Origin of the sequence: Brachybacterium sp. GU-2, from assembly GCF_030866705.2 — a bacterium.
Lineage (GTDB): Bacteria > Actinomycetota > Actinomycetes > Actinomycetales > Dermabacteraceae > Brachybacterium > Brachybacterium conglomeratum.
In genome coordinates this window covers 1,908,495-1,933,140 of the sequence record NZ_CP133037.2, presented here as the reverse complement: position 1 = coordinate 1,933,140, position 24,646 = coordinate 1,908,495, and the positions used below count along the sequence as shown (strand labels likewise).

Below are 24,646 nucleotides of genomic sequence, written 5' to 3'. Positions count from 1 at the left end.
TCCAGAAGTCCCAGGAGTTCGGCCGGCTGCGCTCGAGCTTCCGCAGCTTCGCGATCCCGATGACCGTCGCGTTCCTGGTCTGGTACTTCGCCTACGTGCTGCTGTCCACCTACGCCGAAGGCCTGATGTCCACCCCGGTGCTGGGCAACCTCAACCTCGGCCTGCTGCTGGGCATCAGCCAGTTCCTGATGACATTCCTGATCACCTGGCTGTACATCCGCCACGCGAACCGGAACCTCGACCCGATCGCGGAGAAGCTGCGCGATGAGCTGGAGGGGGAGCACTGATGGAATTCGGCAACCCGATCTTCAACATCGCGATCTTCCTCGCCTTCGTGGTGGTGACCCTCGCCGTGGTCATCCGCGTCTCCAAGCAGAACGTCACCGCCGGCGACTTCTACCACGGCGGCCGCGCGTTCTCCGGCCGGCAGAACGGCATCGCCATCGCCGGCGACTACCTCTCGGCCGCCTCCTTCCTCGGCATCGTCGGCGCCGTCGCGCTCTACGGCTACGACGGGCTGCTGTACTCCGTCGGCTTCCTCGTCGCCTGGCTGGTGGCGCTGCTGCTGGTCGCCGAGCCGCTGCGCAACACCGCGAAGTACACGATGGCCGACGTGCTGAGCTTCCGCATGCGCCAGCGCCCCGTGCGCACCGCCGCGGCGACCTCCACCCTCGCCGTCACCTTCTTCTACCTGCTCGCCCAGATGGCGGGCGCCGGCGCGCTCGTCTCGCTGCTGATCGGCATCGAGGGCCGAGTGGGCCAGTCGATCGTGATCGCCGTGGTGGGCGTCGTGATGATCGCCTACGTGCTGATCGGCGGGATGAAGGGCACCACCTGGGTGCAGATCATCAAGGCGGTGCTGCTGGTGACCGCCGTCGGCGTCGCGACGGTGTGGATCCTGGCGCTCAACGGCTTCAACCTCTCCGAGGTGCTCGGCAGGGCCGTCGCGGAGCATCCCGACGGCGCCACCATCCTCGAGCCGATGCACCAGTACGGCTCCTCTGGCGCGACCAAGCTCGGCTTCGTCTCCCTCGCGATCGCGCTGGTCTTCGGCGCCGCCGGCCTGCCGCACGTGCTGATGCGCTTCTACACCGTGCCGACGGCGAAGGAGGCCCGTCGCAGCGTGGTCTGGGCGATCGGGCTGATCGGCTTCTTCTACCTGTGCACCATGGTGCTCGGCTTCGCCGCCGCGTACATGGTGGGCGTGGACGTGATCGGCACCCTGCCCGGAGGCTCGAACTCCGCCGCACCGGCGCTCGCCTACGCGCTCGGCGGCACCGTGCTGATGGGCATCATCTCCGCGGTCGCCTTCGCGACGATCCTCGCGGTCGTGGCGGGCCTGACGATCACCGCCTCCTTCGCGCACGACATCTACAACGGCGTGATCAAGGAGGGCAGCGCCACCTCGGCGCAGGAGGTCCGGGTCGCCCGGCGCACCGCCGTGGTGATCGGCGGCGTCTCGATCATCGGCGGCATCCTCGCCGCCGAGCAGAACGTCGCCTTCCTGGTCTCGCTCGCCTTCGCGGTCGCGGCCAGCGCGAACCTGCCCTCGATCCTGTACTCGCTGTACTGGAAGCGGTTCAACACCCGCGGCTCGCTGTGGAGCATCTACGGCGGACTCGGCAGCGCGCTGATCCTGATCACCTTCTCCCCGGTGGTCTCCGGCGCCGAGACGGCGATGATCCCCGGGGCCGACTTCGCCTGGTTCCCGCTGACCAACCCGGCGATCATCTCGGTGCCGCTGGGCTTCTTCCTCGGCTGGCTCGGCTCGGTCACCTCCTCGGAGCACGACGAGCTCAAGCAGGCCGAGATGGAGGTCCGCTCCATGACCGGTGCCGGCGCGGAGAAGGCCACCCAGCCGCACTGAGCCTCGAGATCCGGCCGACGTACGGCCCGGGCGGAGCACCCCTCTCGGTGCCTTGCCCGGGCCGTGCGCGGTGCTCGTCCCCTTCGGTCACCGGTCGCCATCCCATGTCAGCTGTCGGAAAGAGCTCCAATGCCGACCGCTGACATGGGATGGCCGGGGGCGGCCCGGCGCTGAGAACCTCGAGACCGAGCTCTCAGGCCAGGGGCAGCCCTGACTCCGGGCGGGTCGCCCGGTCGTGCAGGTCGATGATCCGCTCCTCGTCAGCCGTCGGGGCAGGGCCGGTCACCTCGAGCAGGCGGCACACCGCGACCTGCGCGGAGGCATCGCGGTAGCGGTGCACCCAGTCCTGATGCTCGGGGGCTGTGGCGGTGCGGGTGCCGAGCGACTCGAAGCGGTCCACGTCCACCCGCCACGGCTTCGGTGTGAGGCGGGCGCGATAGGTGTCGTGGACCCGGCACAGCAGCATGTACAGCGGATCGCTGCGCACCTCCGCCATCAGCGCTCGGGCCTGTTCGCTCGCAGGATGGGCATCCGCGCCGGAGACCAGCAGACGGAAGCCGTGGCGGGTGCGATACGCGCGCACGCCCAGCTCAGGATGCCGCGCCCCGAAATCGCGGATGCTGGTCAGGAGCTCGGCGTGGACGCGGCCGCGCTCGCCGGAGCCCGGTCCGCCGAGCTCGTCGGGCAGAGCTGCCGCGTCGTGATCCCCGTCGGCCGCCCCGCCGACACTGCCGGTCGGGACGTCGGCTCCGCGGGGTGCGGGCTCGCCCGGGGAGTCCTCTCGCGCGGCGTCGTGCTTGGCGCCGCCGCCGAAGAGTCGCGAGAGCAGCCCGGGCCGCTTCCCGGCCCGGCCGATCCTCGACCGCGACGGGCCGACATCCTCCTGAGGAAGGTCGACGTCGCAGATCAGCAGCGCATCGGTGTTCAGCACGGCCGCGCCATAGCGGTTGCGGGTCACCGCGGCGATCAGCGTGCCGTCCTCGCCATGGACCTCCTCGAGCAGCTCCTCCGGCAGGCGGCGGCTCGGGTAGTACTCCAGGCCCGAGTCGTGCTCCTGCTCGGGGCCGCCCGCGGCGACGAGCGCGTCCATGCGCTCGCGGGCATCGCGCCGGGCGTCCTCGACCGAGACGTCGGAGGAGCCGTGGATCGTCAGCGCGAAGGGGCCCTGTCCGGGGAAGGTGTGCGTCTCGCGGACGGCGGCCCAGTGGCGGGGGATCGGTTCCATGACGTCGACCGTACCGGCCGCCATCCCATGGCAGCTGTCGGAACCGGCACCGATTCCGACAGCTGGCACGGGACGGACCGGTGCGGCCGCTGGCGGTGCGACCGTCTCGCTCAGCCGAGCGAGGCCTCGAGGGTGATCTCCACGCCCGCGAGCGCCTTGGAGACGGGGCAGGTCTGCTTGGCCTCCTCGGCCAGGCGCTGGAAGTCGGCGTCCTCGATGCCGGGCACCTGTGCGGTGACGGTCAGGGCGATCCCGGTGATGCCGCCCTCGCCCGCGTTGAAGGACACCTTCGCGGAGGTCTTCATCGAGGTGGGCGGGGTGTCGTTCTCGGCGAGCATGTTGGAGAACTGCATGGAGTAGCAGGCGCTGTGCGCGGCGCCGATCAGCTCCTCGGGGGAGGTCGTGCCCTGCTCGGCGTCCTCCGAGCGGGCCTTCCAGGAGAGGTCCATGGTGCCGAGCTGCGAGGTCTCCAGGGTGGTGCTGCCGGAGCCGGAGATCAGGTCGCCGTTCCAGGCGGTCGAGGCGGTGCTGACGACGGTGCGGGGCATCGTGACTCCTTCGGTCGAGGGTCGCGCCCGCGCTCCTGCGGGGGCGCTCCAGCCACGCTAGCCCGGACCCGCGCCCACGTCGATGGCTTGTCGAGCCGTGGTTGCCGGACGCCGCGGGCCGGTGGCGGAGAGCTGACAGCAGGTGCTCGTCTCAGCCCGCGTCGTCGAGGGTGACCCGACCCGCGCAGATCCCCGTGACCTCCAGGCGCACGCCGTCGATCTCGAGGACGTCGCCCACCTGCTGGCCCATGAAGACCCGGTCCCCGCCCGGCAGATCGCTGGGCGGCGAGGTCTGCCACGCGATGTTGGCGACCGGAGGTTGGGCTGAGTGGTCGACGACATTCGCGGTGAGCGAGATCCGCCCGCCGGAGTCGGTCCTCGGCACGGGCTCCCCGTCCGGTCCTTCTACGCCCTCGCGGAGCTGGTAGTCGTATGTGTCGGGGCAGGCCATCGAATCCTCCTCCGGATCCTCCACGGGCTCATCTGTTCCGGGTGCGACAGGGCCATCCGGGGCGCACGCGGCGAGTCCGAGGAGCACCGGGGCGATCACCAGGTCACGCCGTCGCACAGATTCTCCTCAGTATGTGCCGGCGCCGCTGAAGTACTCGTCGAACTCCTCCGGAGTGAGGACGAGCGGCGGCTTGTCGGGGCCGTGCGGGTTCGAGAACTCATAGTAGGTGGTGGCGTTCGCAGTGTAGGAGTCGGTGAGGACGAATACGTGGTTGGTGACGTAGGCGGGGTTGTCCTTCGCCGTGCCGGAGGCGCTGTCCGCGTCGGGTGTCAGCGCCGCCACCGGCACTCCGCCGCTGTCGTACGTCGCCGCGATGTCCTGCACGTCCACGGAATCGACGGAGCCGTCGGGCGTGAAATAGGGGGCGGCCTGGTCCCAGCCCCCGACGATGGCCTCGTACTGGCCGGGATCGTAGGCGCTGTCGTCCTGGAACCCGGCCGCCATGGCCTTCTCCACGTACGCGACCCACAGTGCTGAGGAGCTCTCGTCCCCGAAGCCGGCACCTCCGGGACCCGCGTAGGCCCCCTGGTAGGTGCCGTCCGTCCGCATCGGGAGATCGTCGGTGACCGTCACCTCCCGCGGATTCCCATCGTGATCGTAGAGAGTCACGGTGACGGTCCCGTCTCCGTTGTCGACCACGTGCTCGGCCGGCCAGGAGGGGTCTTCGTGCACCACGGCTAGAAGATTCGCGAGCATCCAGCAGTCCCCGTATCCCTGCTGGTTCACGTCCATCCACGGCGCGTACTCGACGTCCTCCGCGTCCGGGTTGCCCGCGCGCTCTCGTCGGTACTGGTCGAGGATCTGCTGCTGGATCTCCTCTGACGGCAGGAGCGGAGCATCACCGGGGTCCCCATACGCGGGTGTGCCCTCGGGCACCGTTCCGCGGTTCTCATCGTCCACGTATGTGGTCGTGTCCGGCTGGGACTCCGGGAACGCGGCATGGATCTTGTCCCGCAGCCTGGGGTCTGCGTCGCGCAGTGCATCCGACCAGGTCTCGATGTAGGTCCAGTCGTCGCTGCTGCCGAACAGCCGCCACTCCCTGCCGTGCGCGCGCAGCGCGTCGGCGAAGGCGGTGAGTTCGGCAGTCGAAGAGCGGTTCAGGAAATCACTGAGCTGCTCGGGCGAGAGCTCTCGCAATCGTTCGGCGAGCTCGTCGGCCGCCTCTCCCTGGCTCATCGCGAACGGGTTCCAGCGGAAGCTGTCGTCCCCGGCCTGGTCCAGCAGGTCGGAGAGCTCTTCGTACTCCTCGGCCGTGAGCACTTCCGCGATGTCGTCATGATGTTCGACAGGGGGTCCTGCTGGGTGTCATGGGGCGGGACCGGTGAACGGCCGTCCGAGCCCTGGGCTTCGTCCCCGTCATCAACGGTCCCTTTGCCGCCGTTCCCCTCAGCGCCGTCGATCGAGCTCGCCGCGTCCTGCTCCTCGGCGTGGCGGGAAGCGAGCGAACCGTGACTCTCCAGGTCAGCACAGGCGGTGTCGATGTCGTCTGCCAAGGCTCTCCACTGCTTGCGGAACACCTCGGCATCGGGACCGGTCCAGATGGCCGACCCCACAGCGGTGTCGATCCTCTCCCCCGCACCTCGGAGTGCCCCTGCGCTCCGTCTGCTCTGCGCGCCGAAGGCGTCCAGCGCTCGAGTGTCTGCTCCACAGAACATGATCCCCCGTTCCCAGATCGAGTGTCCCGCTCCGCGTCGCGCTCGTCCATGGGGAGGACTGCCCATGCACCGCTCTCCACGGATGCGCCCGGGCAGCGCCCTCTCACCTCACTGCAGCGACTCGAACTTCCGCGCCCAGGCGGAGCCGATGGGGTTCGCGTCGGCGACCATGATCCCGAAGCGGTCCCCGGCGATCTCGGCGACCTCGGTCAGGGCCACGCGCCGCTCGTGCTCGGGGGAGTGGGCGAGGCGCCGCACCCCGTCCTCGAGGATCTTGCGGAAGGAGTCGGTGCGGCCCAGGTACGCCACGAACGGCAGGCCGAACCTCTCCTCGTAGCGGGCGGAGAGGTCGCGCAGCGCCTCCACGTCCTCCTCGGCGAGGCTGTCCAGGGCGAGGGAGCCGACGTCCTGGCTGATGCTGCCGGCCTGCTCCTCGTCGGCCGTGACCAGGGTGGCCATGTCCGGATAGGCGCGCACCAGGGTGTCCTGCTCGGAGCGCTCGGCGGTCAGCACCGCGTCCTCGATCGCAGCGCGCAGCGCGGGCGCGTCGGCGAAGGGGCGTGCCTCCCAGGCCCGCTCGAGCGGCCAGGTCGCGCCGTTGAACAGGGTGCCGAACGTGCCCACGAACGCGTCGCGGTCCATGGCGTTCACGTCCTCGATGCCGATCCGTCGGCCGGCGGCGTCGGTGGCGACGTTCGCGCCGCGCTGGCGGCCGAGGTGGAAGAACAGGATGTTCAGCACGATCGCGGTGAGCGCGCCGACGGTCACGCCGGAGGAGACGAACACCTGCGCCCAGGAGGGGAACACGCCCGCGATGTCGGGCTTGAAGCTCACCAGCATCGCCAGGCCCAGCGAGGTGCCGACGATGACGGAGTTGCGGTTGTCGGTGAGGTCGACCTGCGACAGGGTCTGGATTCCCACCAGCGCGACCGAGGCGAACAGGGCGAGCGAGGCGCCGCCGAGCACGGGGGAGGGGATCGCGGCGACGACCGCGCCGGCCTTCGGCAGCACGCCGAGGACGATCATGATCACGCCGGCGCCCGCGACGACCCAGCGGGACTTCACGCGGGTCAGGCGCACCAGGCCGATGTTCTGCGCGAAGCAGGTGTAGGGGAAGGAGTTCAGCACGCCGCCGAGCAGGGTGGACAGGCCGTCGGCGCGGATCGCCTCGGAGATGTTCCTGGGCCGGATGCGCTTGCCGACGATCTCGCCGGCGGCGAAGACGTCGCCGGTGGTCTCCACCATCGTGATCAGCATGACGATGATCATCGAGATGATCGCGGTGAGCGAGAAGGTGGGGATGCCGAAGTAGAAGGGGGTGGTGACCCCGAAGGCGGAGGCCTCCGTGACGCCGCTGAAGGAGGTGTCCCCGAGCAGCACGGCCACGGCGGTGCCGATCACCAGGCCCAGCAGCACCGCGATCGTGCCGAGGAAGCCGCGGAAGAACCGCTGGACCAGGACGATCACGGCGAGGGTGCCGAGTGCGTAGAGGATGTCGCGGGTGGCGGGGACGCCCTCGGCGTAGTTCGTGATGTCCCCGGCGGAGACGCCCAGCAGCGTGATGCCCATGGTGGTCAGCACGGTGCCGATCACGACCGGCGGGAAGAACCGCAGGATCTTCGCGAAGTACGGCGCGACCAGGAAGGTGAACAGGCCCGCGACGATGATCGAGCCGTAGATCATCGGCAGGCCCTCGGCACCGCCCTCGCCGCCGGTGGCCGCCAGGCCGATCGCGATGATCGGGGAGACGGCGGTGGTGGTCACGCCCTGGATGATCGGCAGGCGCACGCCCACCTTCCAGAAGCCGACGGACTGGATCAGGGTGGCGATGCCGCAGGTGAACAGGTCCGCGTTGATCAGATGGATCGTCTGCTCGGGCGTGAGGCCGAGGCCCGAGGCGATCAGCAGCGGCACGATCACGGCACCCGCGTAGAAGGCGAGCACGTGCTGTATCGAGAGCACGGTGAGCCGGCCGGGCGGCGGCACCTGGTCGACGGGGTGCACGGCGCGAGGGGCGGTCGCGTCCGGGGCGGGGGCGGCGGCGGAGGTCATGGGCGTCCTAGGGATCCGTCGGGCGAGGGGCCGACGCAGGGGTGGGGGCGGGCCCGGCGCACCGGGCCGCGCACCAGCGTAGGCCGGGGCGGGCGGCCGCGGCCTCCCCGTTCGGCCCGCGACCGGCCCTTCCGAGGGCCGATCGGGCCCCTGACCGGCGCGGCGAGGGCCGACGTGAGACCGATGGCACCGGATGGGACGCCCTGGCCGATCGCAGAGGGGAGGGGTACAAGGGAGGGGTGAGCACCCCCGAGCAGTCCGACGACCCGACCTCGGCGACCTCCGTGGCCTGCGCGCCCGAGGGCCACGTCGGCCGGGGCGGCCGGGTCGTCGGTGCGGTGCTCGCCGTGCTCGCGGTCGCGACGATCGCGGTGAACCTGCGCCCCGGCGCGACCGGCGTCGGACCGCTGATGGAGCCGATCGTCGCCGCCTACGGGCAGGGACCGGCCGCCTCCGGCCTGCTCACCGCCCTGCCCTGCCTCGCCTTCGGCGCCCTGGGCCTGCTCGCCGTGCCGATCTCGCGCCGCCTGGGCCTGACCGGCTCGATCGTCGCCGCCTTCGTGCTCTCCGGGGTCGCGCTGCTGCTGCGGCCGGGCACCGAGGTGTTCTGGCTGTTCGTGGCGCTGTCCGTGCTGGCCCTGATGGGGCCCGCGCTAGGGAACGTGCTGGTGCCGGCGTGGATCAAGCTGCACGGCGGACGCCGCACCGTGGGGCTGATGACCCTGTACAGCGTGGTCCTCGCGATCGGCGGCTCCGCCGGGGCGTCCCTCGCCGTGCCGCTCGCGGGCGGCGCCGCCGACGGCTGGCGCGGCTCCCTGCTGCTCTGGGGCGCGGTGATGGCGCTGCCGATCGTGGTGTGGGCCGTGGTCCTCACCCGCACCGGGCACGACTTCCCACCCGCCCCGCCGAGCGCCGGCCGGGCCGGCGCGCCCCGCGCCTCCCTGCTGCGCTCGCCCACCGCGATCGCGCTGACCTTCGTGTTCGCGCTCCAGTCGCTGAACGCCTACACCCAGTTCGGCATGCTCCCGCAGATCCTCGCCGACGCCGGGATCAGCCCCGCCAGGGCCGGGCTGCTGGTCGGCGTGATCTCCGGCTGGGGCCTCGTCGGCGGGCTCGTGATGCCGACGGTCATCGCCCGCGCCCCCGGCCTGCGCTTCGTCGTAGCGAGCTTCGGCGCGCTGACCACCATCGGCTATCTCGGCCTGCTGCTCGGCCCGACCGTGAGCCCCCTGCTGTGGGCGTGCGTGCTCGGGATCGGCAGCTTCGCCTTCCCCACCGCGATCGCGCTGCTGCCCGCCCGCACCCGCTCCCCGCAGATCACCGCCCGCCTCTCCGGCGCGACCCAGCCCGTCGGCTATCTCCTCGCCGCGATCGGCCCGATCCTCGCGGGCATGCTCCTGGACGCGACCGGCTCCGCGGCGATGGTGCTGTGGTTCCTCGCCGGCACCGGCGTGCTGCTCGCGATCGCGGGCTTCCGCGCCGGGCTGCCCCGGATCGTCGACGATGAGCTGGCCGGCTGAGCGAGGGCCGACCGGCCACCCGCCCGCCGGTGCGCCCGGCAACTCGGGGCGCTCCGACTCGCCGCCGCGGATCCCGTGGGAAGATGCCCCCATGAGCCTCGTCCGCACCCTGCGCATCCTGGCCTCGCAGCGGCCGTCCCTGCCCCCTCGCTCCGTCGCCGACCCCTCGCGGGTGCGCCGTGTGCGTTACGACCACGTGCCCGTGACCTGGATCGATCCCGAGCTCGCGAGCACCGCGACGATCGTGCACCTGCACGGCGGCGCCTACGTGCAGGGCGAGTCCCGCCAGACCTGGGAGTGGCTCGAGGAGGTCGCCCGCCGCGCAGGCACCGCCGGGGCGATGATCCACTACCGCCTCGCCCCCCGCCACCGATACCCGGCCGCGGTCGACGACGTGCTGCGGGCGCTCGCCGACATGCAGCGCGAGACCGTGCTGCGCCCGCGTCGCTGGGTGCTCTCCGGGGACAGCGCCGGGGCGGGGCTCGCGCTCGCCGTCGCGCAGACCCTCGCCGCCACCGGGGTCGACGCCCCTGCCGCGCTGCTGCTCGAGTCGCCCTGGTCGGACCTCTCGCGCGAGGACCACGGGGAGGAGAGCCTGAAGGTCGCCGCCCGCCTCTACGCCGGTGCCGTGCCCCGCACCGAGCCGCGGCTCAGCCCCGCGCTCGGGGACCTCACCGGTCTGCCGCCCGTGCACCTCGTCGGCGGGGACCGCGACCCGCTGGTCCACGACGGCCGGCGCCTGATCGCCGCCCTCGCCGCGGCCGGCGCCGAGCACGAGGTCCTCGAGCTGCCCGGCGGCGGCCATCAGGTCGCCGTCGCGGCCGACGGTCCAGTTGCGCAGGAGGCGCGACGCTTCCAGATCGCCGCCGTCCGCGCGGCCCTCGGCATCGACGAGCGCGCCGCCCGCTGACCTGCCGCGACAGCACCCGCCCGGCCGGCGGTGCGCGTCGGCCTCCAGGGCACCCGCTCAAAACATGACGCTGTTCAGAATTTCGCGCGGGAGAGGGGGTTATCCTCTCGCCATGAGCGGAGCAGACCAAGGGGTCGGCCGGTACGTGATTTGGGACAGCAGCCCGCGGGCGGTCGCGCGGGTGCGCGATGCGGTGGTCGGGCATGCCGCGACCGGGACGCTGCGCCTGGTCGTCCAGCAGCTCGCCCTTCACGAGGAAGGGCGCGAGGTCGGCGTCCACGAGATCATCGACGCGATCCTCGACGTCGGCGGGAACCTCGTCGCCTACCCGGTGCGGGAGGCGGTGCGGGCCGATGCCGCCGCCTCCGCCGCCCTGGACGGCGCCCTGGCCCAGCTGCGGGCCGACATCGCCGAGGAGCTCACCTCTGCGGTCGACTCGCTCGAGGTGGTGCTGGACCGCGACGGCCGCCGCGAGGTGAGGCTGTTGCTGCAGGTCGAGGTCTCCCCGGGCGAGCTGGAGGACGATCCCGCCCCCGACGCCCTGCACGACGGCGACTTCCACATCCACCACCACGCGCCCGCGCTCGACGACCTGCGCGACCGTGTCGCCGAGCCGGCGCCGAGCCCGCTGCGGCGCGTGCTGGGCCGGATGCGCGCGAGCCTCGTGCACCGACGCGCCTGACGCCCCGGGATGCTTGTCGGTTTGGGGCGCCTGATGCACCGAGGCGCCCGGCGCTCCGGGGCCTGACGCTCCCCGTCAGCTGCTCTCGACGAGCGGGGCGGAGGCGTGCGTGCCGGTCCCCTCCCCGCCGGGACCCGGGCACATCCCCGCGGCGGTCGCCCCGGGCAGCGTGAGCCCCATCGCCGCGGCTAGGGTCACGCCGAGATCCGCCCAGGAGCCCTCGACCCCGGCCGGCGGCAGCCCGGGCCCCTGCGCCAGGGCGACCGCCGGGGCGGAGGGGTCGCTGACCGCGCGCGGCCCCGCGTAGTAGGGGTCATCGCCCTCGACCAGCGGACGATGGGTGGCGGAGAGGCCGAAGACCGTGCCCGAGGTGCCCTCGAGCACCGCGACCACGTCGGTCTCGGCGGTCGCGCCGACCCCGTCGTCCACCGGACGCAGCTGCAGGCGCGAGTGCGCGGCGAGCCCCGTGAGGGCCTCGAGGGCGAGGTCCCGCACCGCCGTCCCCTGGCCGTGCCGCACGTGCACCACGCCGCGCGGCCCGTCGGGCCAGACCAGGACGCGGAAGTCCTTCAGGCGGGTGCCCTCGGCGCGGACGAGCCCCTCCGCGGCGAGCACGGCATTGGGGTGCACGAGCAGCGCGGCGGGCACCAGCCGGCGCCCCGGGACCAGGAGCACGCGGTCCTCGGGGCCGGGGGAGAAGCCGCCGAGGATCGCCTCGATCTCCTCGGCCGCCTCGCGCAGCGCCCGCGTCGCGGCGGGGGCGTCGAGCCCGGCGGCGCGGCGCGCGATCCCCAGACCGCTCAGCCGCACGGCGAGCAGGTCGATGCGGTCGCGGGCCAAAGCCTCGACGGCGATTTCGGAGACGAGCTCGTCGGGGACGACCTGGGAGAGCTGCACGCCCATCTCGCGGCGCGGCGCGAGATGGTCGGCGACCATCCGCGGCGAGCTCGTGCGCTCGGCCATGTCCCAGCGGTTGCGGTAGCGGCGCAGGTCCTCGACCAGCGGCAGGCACAGGTCGATGTCGCCGCCGGCCGTCGCGGGCCACTGCAGCGCGGCGGTGCGCAGCCCGGCCTGTCGCGCGGCGGTGAAGAGGCTCGGCGTCGCCATCGCCTCGGCGTACCAGGTGGAGCGGCTCTCGGGCCGCTCGGGGTCGAAGGGCTGCTCGGTCGCGACGCCGGTGCGCGCGACGGTGGTGCCGGTGACCAGGGTCGCCAGCGCCGGGGCGGGCTCCGAGGGGCCGCCCGCCCGGATCCGCAGCGGCGAGGCGGCGGCCGCGAGCGCCGCCAGCGGACTGCTCGACCCGTGTTCGGAGCGCGCGCAGTCGGCCAGGTCCTGCTCGTCGAGCCCGTCGACCGCGATCATCAGGGTCCGCCCCGAATCCATGTGCACCCCCGAGTGTCGTCCGTCGCCGTGACGGGAACCCTAGGGGCGCAGTCTGGCCGCGGTGCGGGGCGTGGATGAGCAGGCGGTCACCGCGAGATGAACAGGAGGCGACCTGTGCGGCAGGTCGTGCGAGGTGCGGCGGGGCAGACCATGTCGGGCGCCGTGGGGCAGGCCGCGCGGGGGTCGCTGGGCAGGTCGCCCAGGGAGATCAGCGCAGCTCGGGGTCCGAGACGTCCGCGCGGCCGGAGTCCGCGTCGAGGCGGCGCCGGATCAGCGCGGCACGGCCGCGGTCGCGGTCCACGGCCCTGTCCACGAGCGGCGTGGTGTCCTGCTCGGGCTCGTCGGGCTGCAGCACCAGCCACACCACGAAGCCGATGGTCAGCAGCAGGCAGCCCGCGCCGAGCAGCGCCATCAGCGGCCAGGTCGCCGCGACGGGGTCCCAGAACGAGCCTTCTGCCGGGGCTGCGTGAGGCGGTGCGGCGAGAAGCGCGTCCACGGGCACCCCCTCAGATCGGGACGGTCGGGCCGGGCACGCGCCCGGGCGGCAGGGATCCAGGTCAGCATAACCTCGGTCCGAGCGCTGAGGTTATGCTGGGAAAATCATGGCTGACGTTATTGTCGGGCGCTTCGCGCTCATCGACCTGATCGCCAAGGGCGGGTCCGGGTCCGTGTGGCGCGCCTGGGACTCGAAGACCCAGGAGCTGTGCGCCGCGAAGGTCCTGCGTCAGCGCGATTCCGCCGACCTCATGCGCTTCGTGCGCGAGAAGGGCGTCAGCTTCGACCATCCGCACCTGCTGACCCCCTACGGCTGGGGCGCCGAGGACGAGCACGTCGTGATCGCGATGCCGCTGGTCTCGGGTGGGACGCTCGAGTCGGTGGTCAAGACCCGCGGCAAGCTCGCCGAGCCCGCCGTCGTGGTGATCCTCGACCAGCTGCTGGACGGCCTCTCCCATGTGCACGCCGAGGGTTGGATCCACCGCGACGTGAAGCCCGCGAACATCATGTTCGAGCCCCGCGGGCGCCAGTTCCCCGTCTCGCGCCTGGCCGACTTCGGGATCGCCGTCCATGAGACCGACGTGCGCTTCACGCATGTCGGCATGGTCAACGGCACCCCCGGCTACATGGCGCCGGAGCTGTTCGCGATGGCGGAGCCGGCCCCCTCCCACGACCTCTACGCCGCGGGCGTGGTCGCGCTGGTCGCGCTGAACGGGCCGATCAAGCTGCACGACGGCGCCTTCCGCCCCGAGGAGCTCACCCAGCTGCTGCGCGGCGTCACCCCGAAGCTCTCCGCCGTGATCCGCCGCCTGGTCGCCGCCCAGCCCGAGGACCGCTACCAGGACGCCGACGCGGTGCGCCGCGATCTCCCGCGCGTGCCGCCCGGCTACCCGCTCACCCACGCCGACGGCGCGCCGCTGACCTTCCAGGACACCCTGGACCCGCTGCCGCCGAACGCCCCGGGCGCGGTCCGTCCCGAGCGGCCCGCCGCCCAGGTCGCGCCCTCCTCGATGGAGGCGATCCGCGCCGGTCAGGTCCAGCAGGGCTTCTCCGTCGGCTCGGCCTCGCCGCAGACGGGCCCGCAGTGGGCGCAGCGACCCGGTGGTGCGACCGCGGCCGGTCCGGGGCAGGGAGGACAGGGCGCGGGCGGTCCCGGCACCCGCCCCGGCCAGCCCGGCCCGGGCACCTCGCCCCACACCTTCGCCGGCACCACCACGACCACCGGCGGCACGACGGGCGGACGCCCGCCGCGCGACCGCAGCACCATGATCGCGATCGGGCTCGGCGCCGGCTCCGCGCTGGTGCTCGGCGTGATCGTCGCGATCGTGCTGCTGGTGATCTTCGACGGGAACGCAACCGCCCTGCCGGAGGGGCCGGCGGCCGACGGGACCGTCATCGCCCAGGTCGAGTCCCCGGCCGAAGGGTCGGTCGAGCGCCCGGTCGATGCTGCGGGGGATCTCCCCGCCGCCGGCGAGCATCCCGCGGACTGACACCCGGACTCGCACTCGGCGTTACTTCGGAGCGGCAGGGCCCGACACGGAGCGCAGGAGCCCGCCCTGAGGCCGGCCACCGGCCCCGCGCCCCGATCAGCGCGCGATGGTGTCCAGGGACTGCACGAGCCCCTCGCGCCGCGGGTCCATGAGCAGCTCCACCTGCAGCGCCGACGGCGCCGTCGCGGCGCCGCCGGCGGGCGCGGCACCTCCGACGGACCCGGCAGCACCGGCAGCCGTCCCGCCGCCGCCCGCGCTCCCCGCCGAGCCCGCGCCGCCCGCCGAGCCCGCGCCGCTCCGGGCGGGCACCGTCCAGCGCAGCCGCGCCCTGCTCAGCACCTGGGCGTCCCGGACCCGCAGCCCCTCGAGCGCCGAGGCGTCGAGCCCGGTCGCGACCAGCGCCTTCTCCAGTCGGCGGCGTCGCTCCGCTCGCGGCACGTCCAGGTCCATGTTGTCCGCGAACCAGTCGTCGGCCAGGCCGTCCTCGCCGGTGCGCAGCCAGTCCAGCGCCGCGCGGGCCGCCTCAAGGGTGCGCGGCGCCGCCTCCGGCGCGCGACGCGCCAGCAGCTCCGGCGCCTCGCGCTGCAGGATCCGCAGCGCCTGCATCGACAGGGGAGTGGCCGGGGCGTACTTCGAGTTCGCCAGCGCCACCACGCCCACGCCGGAGTCGCGGTGCCAGACCATGAACGAGCCGTAGCCCGGGTAGCCGCCGGAATGGGAGATCACCTCGCCCAGGTCCGGGAAGTGCTCGACCACCAGCCCGAAGCCGTAGCCGCGCACCCGGTCGAAGCCGGGGGAGACCCCGTCCTGTCCGGCGGGGAGCGGCGCGAGCGCCTGATGGCGATGCAGCTGCTGCATCTCCCGGCGGGAGGCGGTCGCGAGCGGTCCCGCCCCGCGCGAGGCGCTGCCCTCGGCGTCGGCGGCGGCGAGGAAGCGCACCCAGGTCGCCACGTCGTCGACGCTCGAGAACAGCCCCGCCATCGCCCCGTACACGCCGGGGGAGTCCAGCGGCACGGCCTCGAAGCGGGTCGCGTCGGTGCGGTCGGCGAGCCGGTGCCCGGTCGCGAGACGGTCGGTGTCGATCTCGCCGGCGGACCAGCCGCTCGCCGTGAGGCCGAGCGGGTCCAGGAAGCGGCGACGGATCTCGGTCGCGTAGTCCGAGCCGGTGACCTCGTCGATCACCCGGCCCAGCAGCGCGTAGCCGGTGTTGGAGTACTCGAACCCGCCGCCGGGGCGATGCACGTGGCCGAGCCCGCCGCGGAGCACGGCGGCGAACTCCTCGCAGGTCATCGCCTCCTGGCGGTCGCCCCAGGGGTTGTCGGTGATCAGCCCGGCGTCCATCGTCAGAAGACGGCGCAGGGTCGGCTCGCGGTCGTCGTCCGCGAGCTCGAAGGCACCCTCCGCCTCGGGCACGTGCGCGGAGATCGGGTCATCCAGGGACAGCCGGCCCTCGTCGCGCAGGGCGAGGATCGTCGCGGAGGTGAAGGACTTCGTCATCGAGGCGATGCGGGAGACGGTCGCGCGGTCCATCGGGGAGGAGCCGGGGGCCGGGCGGCCGTCCGCGAGCTCGCGGTGCCCGGCCGCGCCGTGGGCGAGGATCGCCTGATCGTGGGCGTGGCCGCCGATGATCGCCCAGGTCACGCCCGAGGTGCGGTGCTCGGCGACGGCGTTCTCGGCGAGGGCGGCGATGGCGGTGACCGCCTCCGCGGGGACGTGGGGATGGGGGCTCTCGGCGCTGGACGGCATGGATTCCACTGTAGTGCTGCGCGGCGACCGCGCCGACCGGATGCGCTGCCGCTGTGGACGGCCCGATCGCGGCCGCGCTGCGGGCGCTCAGCCCCGCTCCGGGCCTCCGCCCGTGCCGTCGACCAGCTCCCCGCCCGGGCCTCCGCTCGACGCCTCCGCGGCGCCCGCGTGGTAGAACGCGGCGATGATCGCGGCGGCCTCCTCGCCGACCACCTCCGCCAGGCGTGCGGGATCGGTGTGCCGCGGGTCGTAGGGCGCGGCCTCCGGCGCTGCCTCCGACCCGCCCCACGCGTCGGGCGCCCCGTCCCCCGGGTCGTCCGCGTCCTCGCCGCGGGGCTGTCCCGCGGCTCGCGCCGGTGCGACGAGTTCCTCGAGCCGGATCCCGCGCAGGGTAAGCAGGTGCACGGGATGCTCGTCCACCGCCTCCACCAGCACGTACACGAGCGCGGAGACGTGACGGCAGGGACCGGGCCAGTCCAGGCAGTCGCAGTCGTGGGAGAGCTCGGCGGCGTCCCGCGGCAGCAGCGAGAGCATCGAGGGGGCGAGCTCGGCCTCGATCTGCTCGGGATAGGTGCCGGCCGCCAGGCGCGCGGGCAGCTCGGGGTGGGCGCGGGCGACCTGCAGGAACACCTCCCGATCCCCGTCGCGATAGGCGGGCAGGTCCAGACGGGCCTGGTGCAGGCCGCCGTCGGGGTCCTCGACCGCGGCGCGGGCGGCGCCCGGCTCGACCTCGAGCCATTGCACGCGGCCGGCGCGCGCATCGGCGCGGCCGCGGCCGGCCCTGCCCGGGCCGAGCAGCCGCTCGGCGGCCTCGCGCAGGGCGACCGCCTGCCAGGCGGTGCCGATCGGTCCCCGGCGGGAGCGCAGCTGGATGCTCATCGGGTCCCGTCCCCTCGGTCCTCGTCCGTCTCGTCCAGGGAGAGCAGGTCCAGCAGCCGGTCGTCGTCGAGCTGGGCGAGCCAGTCCTCCCCGTGCCCCACCGTGAGGTCGGCCAGGGCCTGCTTGTCCTCGAGCACGGTGTCGATCTTCTCCTCGACCGTCCCGGCGCTGACCAGCGTGTTCACGGTGACGTCGCGGCGCTGGCCGATCCGGAAGGCACGGTCGGTGGCCTGGTTCTCCACCGCCGGGTTCCACCAGCGGTCCAGGTGCACCACATGGTTCGCGGCCGTGAGCGTCAGGCCCGTGCCGCCGGCGCGCAGGCTCAGCAGCATCAGCCCCGGCCGGTCCCGCTGCTCCTGGAACTCGGCGACCATCGCGTCCCGGTCGCGCTTGGCGACCCCGCCGTGGAGGAAGGGCACCGAGTCGATGCCGAGCTCGGCGAAGCGCTCGGCCCAGTAGGGGACCAGCAGGTGCCCGAAGGTGGTGAACTGCGTGAACAGCAGCGCCTTCTCGCCCTTCTCGAAGGCGGAGGTGAGCAGGTCGTCCACCAGCTCCAGCTTGCCCGAGCGGTGCTCGCCGCCGCGCACCAGCGGCGAGCCGTCCCCGAGATAGTGGGCGGGATGGTTGCACACCTGCTTCAGCCGGGTGATCGCGGAGACCACGAGGGTGCGCCGCTTGTTCTGCTCGGCCCCGTCGAGCTGGACCATCAGCTCGTTCACGATCGCCTCGTAGAGCCCGGCCTGCTCGGGGGTCAGGTTCACCACCCGCTGCAGCTCGATCTTCTCGGGCAGGTCCTGGATGATCGAGCGATCCGTCTTCACCCGGCGCAGGATGAACGGCGAGGTCACGAAGCGCAGGCGGCTGATCGCGCTCTCATCGCCGTCCTCCTCGATCGGGGTGGCGATCCGCTCCTGGAAGCTCGCCGCGCTGCCCAGCAGGCCCGGGTTCACCGCCTCCATCAGGGAGTGCAGGTCGCCGAGGCGGTTCTCGACCGGGGTGCCGGTCATCGCCAGGCGGTGCGGGGCCTGCAGCGAGCGGGCGGCCTGGGTGACCTGCGTGCCGGGGGTCTTCACGTGCTGGGCCTCGTCGAAGACGATCCGGTGCCAGGGCACGGCCTGCAGCAGCGGCAGGTCCCGGGCCAGCAGCGAATAGGTGGTGATCACGAGGTCGAGGTCGGAGGTGCCGTCGACGAAGGACTCGTCCCGCAGCCGGTCCCCGCCGTGGTGCACGTGCACCGAGAGATAGGGCGCGAACTTCTCTGCTTCGCGCTGCCACGCCCCGACCACTGACATCGGGCACACCAGCAGGGTGGGGCCGACAGGCATGGGCGGGATCTCGCGTCGGTCCGTGAGCGGGCTGTCCACCAGGCGCTCCATGCGCACCCCCTCCCGCTCACGGCACAGCAGTGCGAGGACCTGCATCGTCTTGCCGAGCCCCATGTCGTCGGCGAGGATCCCGCCGAGGGACTGCGTATCCAGTGCCCACAGCCAGTTCAGCCCGTCGAGCTGGTAGGGCCGCAGCGTGGCCTGCAGCGTCTCGGGCTGCGGATAGGGGTAGGGGCCCTCCGCGCCGGGCAGCAGCCGGGCGAGGCCCCTGCTGCCGCCGGAGACCAGGGCGGACATTCCGAAGTCGACGTCGGCGACCTCGGGGGAGAGGATCATCGAGAACATCTCGATCCACGGCGTACGCCCCTCCATCTCGGCGGGGACCGGTGCGGGCGGCGGCAGCGCCGGTGCGGCGGGGCGGTCCGGCCTGCGCCGGGCGGCGCGGGCTCGCTCCGCCTCGTCGCGGTGTCCCTTCTGCACCTGGCCGTCCTCGCCGGCGGCGAGCCGGTTGCTGCGGGTGCGGCGGCTGAACGCGTCGAGGAACCGCTCGGCGGCGCGGAGGGTGGTGGGGTCCAGGCGCACCCACTGGCCGCGCAGCTGCACGATCTCGGCCTGCGCCTCGCGGATCTGCGCGATCTCCTCCTCGGTGAGCTCGGTGTCGCCGACGGCGACCCGCCAGCGGAAGGACGCCATCGCCCCGAGCCCCACCCCGGAGCCCTTGCGCTCGCCGGGCTCCTCCTCGGCCTCCTGGGGGCGCAGGGTGGTGCGCTGGGCGGTCCAGTCGCGGGGCAGCAGCACCGTCACCCCGGCCTGCTCGAGCGCGGGGGTGTCCAGGGCGAGGAACGCGGAGGCCTCCTCGGTGGTCAGCAGCCAGTCCACGCCGGTGTCGTCCACGGCGGCGGTGCGCACGGTGGGGGCCAGCCGCAGCACGGCGGCGGACGCCTCGGCGGCGCCGGCGGCGGTGAGGTCGCCGACGGCGCGGAGGTCCGCGACGGGGTGGACGGTCCCGTCGTCCTCGCGCAGGCAGGTCTGCAGCGGCCAGGCGGTGCCGACCGGCGGCTGGAACAGTCGCACCACCAGCTCGCTGTCCCCGGGGCCGAGCCGCACGCCGGGGCGGCCGGAGTCGACGAAGGCGTCGAAGGCGGTGGTGAGGCGGCGCTGGGCGGGCAGGTCGGCGCGCAGCTCGCCGTCGTCGGCCAGCGCCCACAGCACCCCGGTCGGATCGGCGGACGGCGGCGGGGCGCTGCGCAGGTGCTCGGCGAAGGCGGTGCGGGCATGCCCGTCGACCAGCGCGTGCAGCAGCGGCGGCGCCTCGGGATCGGGGGCGCGCCACTGCATGACGGGCCGTCCGTAGCGCTCGGTCGCGCGGGCGCGCAGGTGCCGTGCGGCGAGCAGCTCCTGGGCACGGAGGTCCAGCACGCAGGCGGCCAGCAGGTTCGGCATCGCGATCAGGGAGTCGGCGAGGCGGGCGGCGGTCCCGTCGGCGAGCAGCTCGGCCAGCCGGTCCGTCAGCTCGTCCTCGAAGCGTGCCGCGAGCAGGGCGGTCGCGGCGCCGACCAGGCCCGTCAGGCCCGTGCCGGACAGCGGCAGCGCGGGCAGGCGACGGTCCCCGTCCTTACCCGGGATCCGCACGCGGTGGCGCAGCTGGTCGGGGGCGTCCTCGAGCGCTGCGGCGATCGCGGCGGGGGCGTCGGCGCGCAGGCCGGCGAGGTCCTCCAGGGCGCGGGACCGGCGCGGGCCGGTCTGCTCGGCCACCCACAGCGCGGGCCCGAGGTCCTCGTCGACGACGAGGTGGAGGCGGCGATCGGGCATGGCGCCCACCCTAGGCGTCGGCGCCGACGGACGGACCGGCCGGCGCCGCGCTGTGGACGGCCGCGCGGGGCAGGACGCTGGGGAGGAGAGGTCCGGACGGCCGCGGGCACGTCCCCGGCACGGCCCGTCCGTGCTCGGCCGACCTGCTCGCGGCCCGCCCGTTCACCGCCCGACGGCTCACCGCCCGACGGCTCACAGCCCGTCGACGATGAGCGCGGTCGCGTCCAGCCAGGCCTTCTTGGTGGCCTTGGAGACCCGGTTCCAGTCCAGGTGGGTGCCGTCGACGAACTGCTGCTCGTAGGGCACCTCGGCGACCGCGCGGGTGTGCGCGCCGAAGTGCGCGAGCAGGCGCGAGCGCAGCGTCGGGTCGAACTTCCCCTTGGAGGAGTGGGACAGGATCGTCACCGCGTGGTCGACCTGCTCGCCCAGTCCCGTCGCGCGCAGCTCGTCGATCATCCAGGCCGCGGCGTTGAAGGTGTCCTCGCGGACGGTCGAGATGATCACCAGCTGATCGGCGCTCTTCACGGCGGCCAGCCAGTTCGAGGCGCGCACGTTGTTGCCGGTGTCGATCACCTTGATGCGGTAGAAGCGCGAGAGCGCCTCGTCGAGCTCGCCGAAGGCGCGGTCGTCGATCAGCGCGGCCGAGCCCGGGTCCTCGTCGGAGGCGAGGATGTCGAAGCGCATCTCGCCCTGCGGCCGGACGTACGGGTCGAGGTCCGCGTTGCTCGCCGAGGGGGAGCGGAGCGTCTCGATGTCGTGCAGCAGGTCCACGGCCGTGCGGTGGTGCTCGGTGGGCACGCCGCGCCAGCCGAGGGTGCCGCGGGTCTCGTTGTTGTCCCAGGCCAGGACGTTGCCGCCGCGGGTCACGCCGAGGGTCGCGGCAATCATGAGGGAGGCGGTGGTCTTGTGGGCGCCGCCCTTGAGGTTCACCACCGCGATGTTCCGCGGGCCGTCCAGGGCTCGACGGATCCGCTCCAGGCGCTCGATCTCCAGGCGCTCCTTCCTCCCGGGCCCGGGGGAGATCACCCCGCCGGTGGCGCGCGTGATGAAGCCGCGGAACCCGCGGGTGGCCTTCACCTTCCGGTGCTTCGCGGTCGAGGACTGCAGGTCCTGCAGGGTGGGGCGGCCGTCGGCGGGCACCGCCGCGCGCGAGGGCAGCGGTCGCTTCGCCGCCGGGGCGGTCGCTGCGACGCCGGACGACGCCGGGGTCGTGACCTCGGGGGAGGACGGTGCGGGAGCGGCCGACGGCGCCGACGGCGCGGAGACGGCCGAGGGTGCGGAGACGGCCGACGGCGCGGAGCGGGCCGAGCGGGCCGACGGCGCGGAGGCCGCCGAGGAGGCGGAGGCGGCCGAGGCCGCGGAGCTCGAGGCGGGCGCGACAGCCGACGGTGCGGACGCCGTCGACGCGGCCGCCGACGGTGCGACACCGGCCACCGTCACGTCGACGGACTCGGGAGCGAACGGCGAGACGCGGGCGTGCTCGCCCGTCGTCACCGCCGCATGCTCCCCGGTCGTCTCTGCGCCACCGCTCGCGGAGCCCGGCACGGTGCTCGGCGGCTTCGCGGCGGCCCGGCGCCGGCGCGCACGGTGCGGACGCGCGGCCGAGGTGCCCTCGGCGTCGACCGCGGGATGCTCTCCGGTGACCATGAGCGGCGGCGCGACCAGCGGCTCGTCGGCCCCGGGGCCGAAGAGCGGGCGGTCGTCGGCCTCGCGCGGGGAGATCCGGCCGCTCGGCTCCACGCGCAGGTGGTGACGCACGTCGGGCTCGACGATGACCACGTCGAGCTCCTCGTCGGCGCTCTTGGCGGAGGTGATGAAGACCTGCTTGACCCGGTCCCGGATCTCGGGGAGGTCGGCCCCGGAGACCTCGACGGACTCGTCCGCGAGATGCACCGTGGCGGTCGTCTCGGAGGTGATGCGCGCCTGCGCGATCATCTGGTCATCCCTTCCATGCTGAGCGCCGCCGGACGGGGTCCGCGGCAGAGGTCCGGGACCACTCTACGGGCGCGGCGACCCCCTCCCACGCCTACAGTGGCGGCGTGCACATCACGTCCCTCAGCGACCCGGCCGTGCCCGGCGCGGACGAGGACGCGGCGGGGGTGCTGGGCGAGGTCGCCGTGGTCCTGGACGGGGCCGGGGTGCCCGCCCGCTTCCGCTCCGGCTGCCGTCACGGCGTCGCCTGGTTCTCCCACACCCTCGCCGCCCGCCTCCTCTCCCGCGCCCAGGACCCCTCCCTCCCGCTCGCCGGCGCCCTCGCCGCCGCGATCGGCGAGGTCCGCTCCCTGCACGAGCACGAGTGCGACCTCGAGGCGGGCGGCCCCTCGGCCACCGTGGCCGCCGTGCGCCGCACCGGGACGCACCTCGAGCACCTCGTGCTCTGCGACGCCTCCCTGCTCCTGGAGCATCGGGACGGCTCCGTCGTGCGCCTGACCGACCGGCGCATCGAGGAGGTGGTGCGCCGCGAGCGCGGCGCCGAGGCGATCGAGGCGTGCCGCAACGCCCCCGGCGGCTTCTGGGTCGCCCGTCACGAGCCGGCGGCCGCGGACGAGGCGCTGACGGGCCGGGTCCCGCTCGCGGACCTCGCGGCCGTCCATCTGCTCAGCGACGGCGTGACCCGGGCGGTGGAGCTGCTGGGGCTGCACGACGACGTCTCGCTCGCTCGCGCTCTCTCCGCGGATCCGCGGGCGGTGATCTCCTCGATCCGGCGAGCGGAGGACGCGCTGGGCCCGGAGCGGGTGCCGCGCAAGCGCCACGACGACGCGACCTCGCTCACCCTCCGTCTTCGGCCGCCCATCGCAGGGGATCGGGCATCTCGGACGAATCACCCCTGAGGTGCAGCTGGGAGAACCGAGCATGCACGGTGGGAGCGCGGGGCCGACGTCGAGGGCGACCGGAGCGCCGACCATCCGGCCGGGCGGCGGTGCCGCGTCCGCGAAGTGCCCTCCGACCGCGTCTCTTGACGCTTTCATGGGGATCGCTCGACCTTTTCCCGGCGTGTCGTCCGAACTATGTTTCCTGCACGTCACCTGCAAGAACAGGGCATCCCCGTGCGTTTACAGACGGCGATCCAGGGCCTAGACTCGGTGACACGACGTCGTTCGGGAAGGCGTCGCGAGCCCCAGCGGGGAGCGTGACGCGAAGAACGTACGGAGTCTGTCTTCGGGGGATGAAACCCCCGCGTTCGGCTGGTAGTGTTCCGAGCGTCGGAAGACATTGAAAATTTGAGAGATGTGCCGTTCCTCAAGACCCCCCTCATGGGGAGCGGCCGGACGGGCGACAATGCCAGGTTCCCCCACCTGTGGCAGCCCGTCCAGCCTGTTCGCCCGCACCCACCCCTGACGGACGACAGGCCTGACGAGCGGTCCGTGAGCCCCCGACACTGTCGGCTGAGAGCTCCGGGCCGCTCGTCGCATTCCATGGCAGTTCGCCGCTGATCCCGCACGGCCGATGTCGCGACCGGAGCGCGACACGCGCGACCGGCGACCCAGCCGGGGCGCGGCAGATCCGGTCGGCGCGCAGCAGACGCGGCCGGAGCATGCCGGGCCCGGAGCGGGGACGACCCCGCCCGGCCCGGCGCCTCCGCGCCTCAGGACCCCAGGACCGCGACGTCGCTGCCCGGGTCCAGGCGGTAGCCGGCGCCGCGCACCGTCGAGATCAGGCGGCGGTAGCGGCCGAGCTTGGTGCGCACGCGGCGCACGTGCACGTCGACCGTGCGCTCACCGGTGTCCTCGGGTGCATCGGCCCAGACCGACTCCATGAGCTCGGTGCGGGAGATGGTGCGGCGCGAGTCGCGGGCCAGCTTGGCCAGCAGCTCGAACTCCTTGTGGGTGAAGTCCACGTCCTGCCCGTCGATCCGCACCCGGCGGCCGAACAGGTCGATGACCAGCGAGTCCTCAGGGGCCAGCGAGGGGCTCGCGGGGCTGACGGCCGTGGCCTGCAGCTGGCGGCGGCGGGCGGCCTCCGCATCGCGTCGCGCCGGCGAGTTCGGGGAGACGATCCCCTTGCGACGCGGCCGCAGCGGGCTCACCGCGGCGGCGCCCTGGGCGCGGGGCGGCAGGGGACGGGTCGTGCCGCGGCCGGTCGCGGCGAAGGCGCGGGGGCTGTCCACCGAGACCGTGGTGCGGCCGTCGCGGGCGGAGACCAGGCGCTGCGCCCGGGTGCGCAGTTCGTCGGCGATGAGCGCGGCCTCGACGTCGCCGGTCCCGGCGGGCAAGGAGACCGACACCGTGATGGTGACGGCGTCCTCGGTGACGACGGGGCGCGAGGCGGTCCCGCCCACCCGCTGCAGGCGGGGCGCGGCGGACCGGGTGCGCGGGGCGGTGGTGCTGGTGGTGGGTCGATCCAGGGTGATGGTCATGATGCGAGTTCTCCGAGATGCGGCGCGTCCTGCGCGGCGGGCGGTGGGCCCGGGATCCCTGGGTGATCGACGCCTGAGGCGGATCGGTGAGGGGTGTGCTCCCGGTGGCACCTGGAGCCCGCGCCCTCCGGCCGGCTCCTGTCAGCCGATCTCGGAGAGGTCGTGAGCGCTCAGAGGCTCGGCTGACGA

Annotated in this window: 19 protein-coding genes; 7 read left to right on the top strand and 12 right to left on the bottom strand. The window is 73.6% G+C overall.

All coding sequences use genetic code 11. The features are described from left to right. Positions 1 to 59 precede the first annotated feature (59 nt). Positions 60 to 287 carry a DUF485 domain-containing protein gene (locus tag RBL05_RS08860; RefSeq protein ID WP_412523759.1) on the top strand — a complete coding sequence of 76 codons (228 nt, stop codon included), beginning with the start codon at positions 60 to 62 and terminating at the stop codon, positions 285 to 287. Next, a complete protein-coding gene (locus tag RBL05_RS08855) occupies positions 287 to 1,867 on the top strand; it encodes a cation acetate symporter (protein WP_308739813.1) in 1,581 nt (526 codons plus the stop codon). Before RBL05_RS08860 ends, RBL05_RS08855 begins: the two co-directional genes overlap by 1 nt. A 193-nt stretch (positions 1,868 to 2,060) precedes the next feature. Here the strand turns inward: RBL05_RS08855 and RBL05_RS08850 are convergent, their stop codons facing one another. From RBL05_RS08850 to RBL05_RS08830, 5 genes are all read right to left on the bottom strand, one after another. Then, positions 2,061 to 3,092 carry a hypothetical protein gene (locus tag RBL05_RS08850; RefSeq protein ID WP_308739814.1) on the bottom strand — a complete coding sequence of 344 codons (1,032 nt, stop codon included), beginning with the start codon at positions 3,090 to 3,092 and terminating at the stop codon, positions 2,061 to 2,063. A 110-nt stretch (positions 3,093 to 3,202) separates the two neighbouring features. Then, positions 3,203 to 3,640: an OsmC family peroxiredoxin gene (locus RBL05_RS08845; protein ID WP_308739815.1), complete on the bottom strand. Its 438-nt coding sequence runs from the start codon at positions 3,638 to 3,640 to the stop codon at positions 3,203 to 3,205. 151 nt (positions 3,641 to 3,791) lie between these two features. Continuing rightward, a complete protein-coding gene (locus RBL05_RS08840; protein ID WP_308739816.1) occupies positions 3,792 to 4,091 on the bottom strand; it encodes a hypothetical protein in 300 nt (99 codons plus the stop codon). A gap of 126 nt (positions 4,092 to 4,217) precedes the next feature. Further along, positions 4,218 to 5,411: a C2 family cysteine protease gene (locus RBL05_RS08835; protein WP_308739817.1), complete on the bottom strand. Its 1,194-nt coding sequence runs from the start codon at positions 5,409 to 5,411 to the stop codon at positions 4,218 to 4,220. A gap of 503 nt (positions 5,412 to 5,914) precedes the next feature. After that, entirely contained in the window at positions 5,915 to 7,858 is a 1,944-nt protein-coding gene (locus RBL05_RS08830; protein ID WP_308739818.1) for a solute carrier family 23 protein, read from the bottom strand. A 239-nt stretch (positions 7,859 to 8,097) separates the two neighbouring features. On the opposite strand from RBL05_RS08830, the gene RBL05_RS08825 reads away from it, so the two are divergent. The 3 genes from RBL05_RS08825 (at position 8,098) to RBL05_RS08815 (ending at position 10,970) form a co-directional block, all read left to right on the top strand. Beyond that, positions 8,098 to 9,378 carry an MFS transporter gene (locus RBL05_RS08825; RefSeq protein ID WP_318603567.1) on the top strand — a complete coding sequence of 427 codons (1,281 nt, stop codon included), beginning with the start codon at positions 8,098 to 8,100 and terminating at the stop codon, positions 9,376 to 9,378. Positions 9,379 to 9,469: 91 nt separating this feature from the next. Beyond that, positions 9,470 to 10,288: an alpha/beta hydrolase gene (locus tag RBL05_RS08820; RefSeq protein WP_318603566.1), complete on the top strand. Its 819-nt coding sequence runs from the start codon at positions 9,470 to 9,472 to the stop codon at positions 10,286 to 10,288. A 112-nt stretch (positions 10,289 to 10,400) separates the two neighbouring features. Continuing rightward, positions 10,401 to 10,970 carry a hypothetical protein gene (locus RBL05_RS08815; RefSeq protein WP_318603565.1) on the top strand — a complete coding sequence of 190 codons (570 nt, stop codon included), beginning with the start codon at positions 10,401 to 10,403 and terminating at the stop codon, positions 10,968 to 10,970. A 75-nt stretch (positions 10,971 to 11,045) separates the two neighbouring features. On the opposite strand, the gene RBL05_RS08810 is transcribed toward RBL05_RS08815, so the two are convergent. After that, positions 11,046 to 12,353, bottom strand: a complete 1,308-nt coding sequence (locus tag RBL05_RS08810) for an alkaline phosphatase family protein (protein ID WP_308739822.1) — start codon at positions 12,351 to 12,353, stop codon at positions 11,046 to 11,048. A gap of 208 nt (positions 12,354 to 12,561) precedes the next feature. Next, positions 12,562 to 12,849 (bottom strand): hypothetical protein, encoded by a 288-nt coding sequence (locus RBL05_RS08805; protein WP_308739823.1) that lies wholly within the window; start codon positions 12,847 to 12,849, stop codon positions 12,562 to 12,564. Positions 12,850 to 12,955: 106 nt separating this feature from the next. Between RBL05_RS08805 and RBL05_RS08800 the strand changes: the two genes are divergently transcribed. After that, positions 12,956 to 14,338, top strand: a complete 1,383-nt coding sequence (locus tag RBL05_RS08800; protein ID WP_308739824.1) for a serine/threonine protein kinase — start codon at positions 12,956 to 12,958, stop codon at positions 14,336 to 14,338. Positions 14,339 to 14,434: 96 nt separating this feature from the next. Here the strand turns inward: RBL05_RS08800 and RBL05_RS08795 are convergent, their stop codons facing one another. The 4 genes from RBL05_RS08795 to RBL05_RS08780 all read right to left on the bottom strand — a co-directional run bounded on the left by RBL05_RS08795 (position 14,435) and on the right by RBL05_RS08780 (position 22,035). After that, on the bottom strand, positions 14,435 to 16,084 hold the full coding sequence (locus tag RBL05_RS08795; protein WP_308739825.1) for a serine hydrolase domain-containing protein: 1,650 nt from the start codon (positions 16,082 to 16,084) through the stop codon (positions 14,435 to 14,437). A gap of 87 nt (positions 16,085 to 16,171) precedes the next feature. Further along, positions 16,172 to 16,963, bottom strand: coding sequence for a hypothetical protein (locus RBL05_RS08790; protein ID WP_308739826.1), 792 nt, complete (start codon positions 16,961 to 16,963; stop codon positions 16,172 to 16,174). Continuing rightward, positions 16,960 to 20,100: a DEAD/DEAH box helicase gene (locus RBL05_RS08785; RefSeq protein ID WP_308739827.1), complete on the bottom strand. Its 3,141-nt coding sequence runs from the start codon at positions 20,098 to 20,100 to the stop codon at positions 16,960 to 16,962. The genes RBL05_RS08790 and RBL05_RS08785 overlap by 4 nt, the downstream gene beginning before the upstream one ends. A gap of 192 nt (positions 20,101 to 20,292) precedes the next feature. Further along, positions 20,293 to 22,035, bottom strand: coding sequence for a MinD/ParA family protein (locus RBL05_RS08780; protein ID WP_308739828.1), 1,743 nt, complete (start codon positions 22,033 to 22,035; stop codon positions 20,293 to 20,295). Between the two features lie 104 nt (positions 22,036 to 22,139). Here RBL05_RS08780 and RBL05_RS08775 point away from each other — a divergent pair, with 104 nt between their 5' ends. Then, positions 22,140 to 22,931 carry a protein phosphatase 2C domain-containing protein gene (locus RBL05_RS08775; RefSeq protein ID WP_308739829.1) on the top strand — a complete coding sequence of 264 codons (792 nt, stop codon included), beginning with the start codon at positions 22,140 to 22,142 and terminating at the stop codon, positions 22,929 to 22,931. 755 nt (positions 22,932 to 23,686) lie between these two features. Here RBL05_RS08775 and RBL05_RS08770 read toward each other — a convergent pair. Continuing rightward, the gene (locus tag RBL05_RS08770; RefSeq protein ID WP_308739830.1) at positions 23,687 to 24,457 is read right to left on the bottom strand and encodes a winged helix-turn-helix domain-containing protein; all 771 of its coding nucleotides are present in this window, start codon (positions 24,455 to 24,457) and stop codon (positions 23,687 to 23,689) included. Positions 24,458 to 24,646: the final 189 nt, after the last annotated feature.

What these genes read in the sequence shown, in the direction of transcription:
- RBL05_RS08860 (WP_412523759.1), top strand. Translation starts at nt 60, where the DNA reads ATGACCGTCGCGTTCCTGGTCTGGTACTTCGCCTACGTGCTGCTGTCC.
- RBL05_RS08855 (WP_308739813.1), top strand. Translation starts at nt 287, where the DNA reads ATGGAATTCGGCAACCCGATCTTCAACATCGCGATCTTCCTCGCCTTC.
- RBL05_RS08850 (WP_308739814.1), bottom strand. Translation starts at nt 3,092, where the DNA reads ATGGAACCGATCCCCCGCCACTGGGCCGCCGTCCGCGAGACGCACACC.
- RBL05_RS08845 (WP_308739815.1), bottom strand. Translation starts at nt 3,640, where the DNA reads ATGCCCCGCACCGTCGTCAGCACCGCCTCGACCGCCTGGAACGGCGAC.
- RBL05_RS08840 (WP_308739816.1), bottom strand. Translation starts at nt 4,091, where the DNA reads ATGGCCTGCCCCGACACATACGACTACCAGCTCCGCGAGGGCGTAGAA.
- RBL05_RS08830 (WP_308739818.1), bottom strand. Translation starts at nt 7,858, where the DNA reads ATGACCTCCGCCGCCGCCCCCGCCCCGGACGCGACCGCCCCTCGCGCC.
- RBL05_RS08820 (WP_318603566.1), top strand. Translation starts at nt 9,470, where the DNA reads ATGAGCCTCGTCCGCACCCTGCGCATCCTGGCCTCGCAGCGGCCGTCC.
- RBL05_RS08815 (WP_318603565.1), top strand. Translation starts at nt 10,401, where the DNA reads ATGAGCGGAGCAGACCAAGGGGTCGGCCGGTACGTGATTTGGGACAGC.
- RBL05_RS08810 (WP_308739822.1), bottom strand. Translation starts at nt 12,353, where the DNA reads ATGGATTCGGGGCGGACCCTGATGATCGCGGTCGACGGGCTCGACGAG.
- RBL05_RS08800 (WP_308739824.1), top strand. Translation starts at nt 12,956, where the DNA reads ATGGCTGACGTTATTGTCGGGCGCTTCGCGCTCATCGACCTGATCGCC.
- RBL05_RS08795 (WP_308739825.1), bottom strand. Translation starts at nt 16,084, where the DNA reads ATGCCGTCCAGCGCCGAGAGCCCCCATCCCCACGTCCCCGCGGAGGCG.
- RBL05_RS08790 (WP_308739826.1), bottom strand. Translation starts at nt 16,963, where the DNA reads ATGAGCATCCAGCTGCGCTCCCGCCGGGGACCGATCGGCACCGCCTGG.
- RBL05_RS08785 (WP_308739827.1), bottom strand. Translation starts at nt 20,100, where the DNA reads ATGCCCGATCGCCGCCTCCACCTCGTCGTCGACGAGGACCTCGGGCCC.
- RBL05_RS08780 (WP_308739828.1), bottom strand. Translation starts at nt 22,035, where the DNA reads ATGATCGCGCAGGCGCGCATCACCTCCGAGACGACCGCCACGGTGCAT.
- RBL05_RS08770 (WP_308739830.1), bottom strand. Translation starts at nt 24,457, where the DNA reads ATGACCATCACCCTGGATCGACCCACCACCAGCACCACCGCCCCGCGC.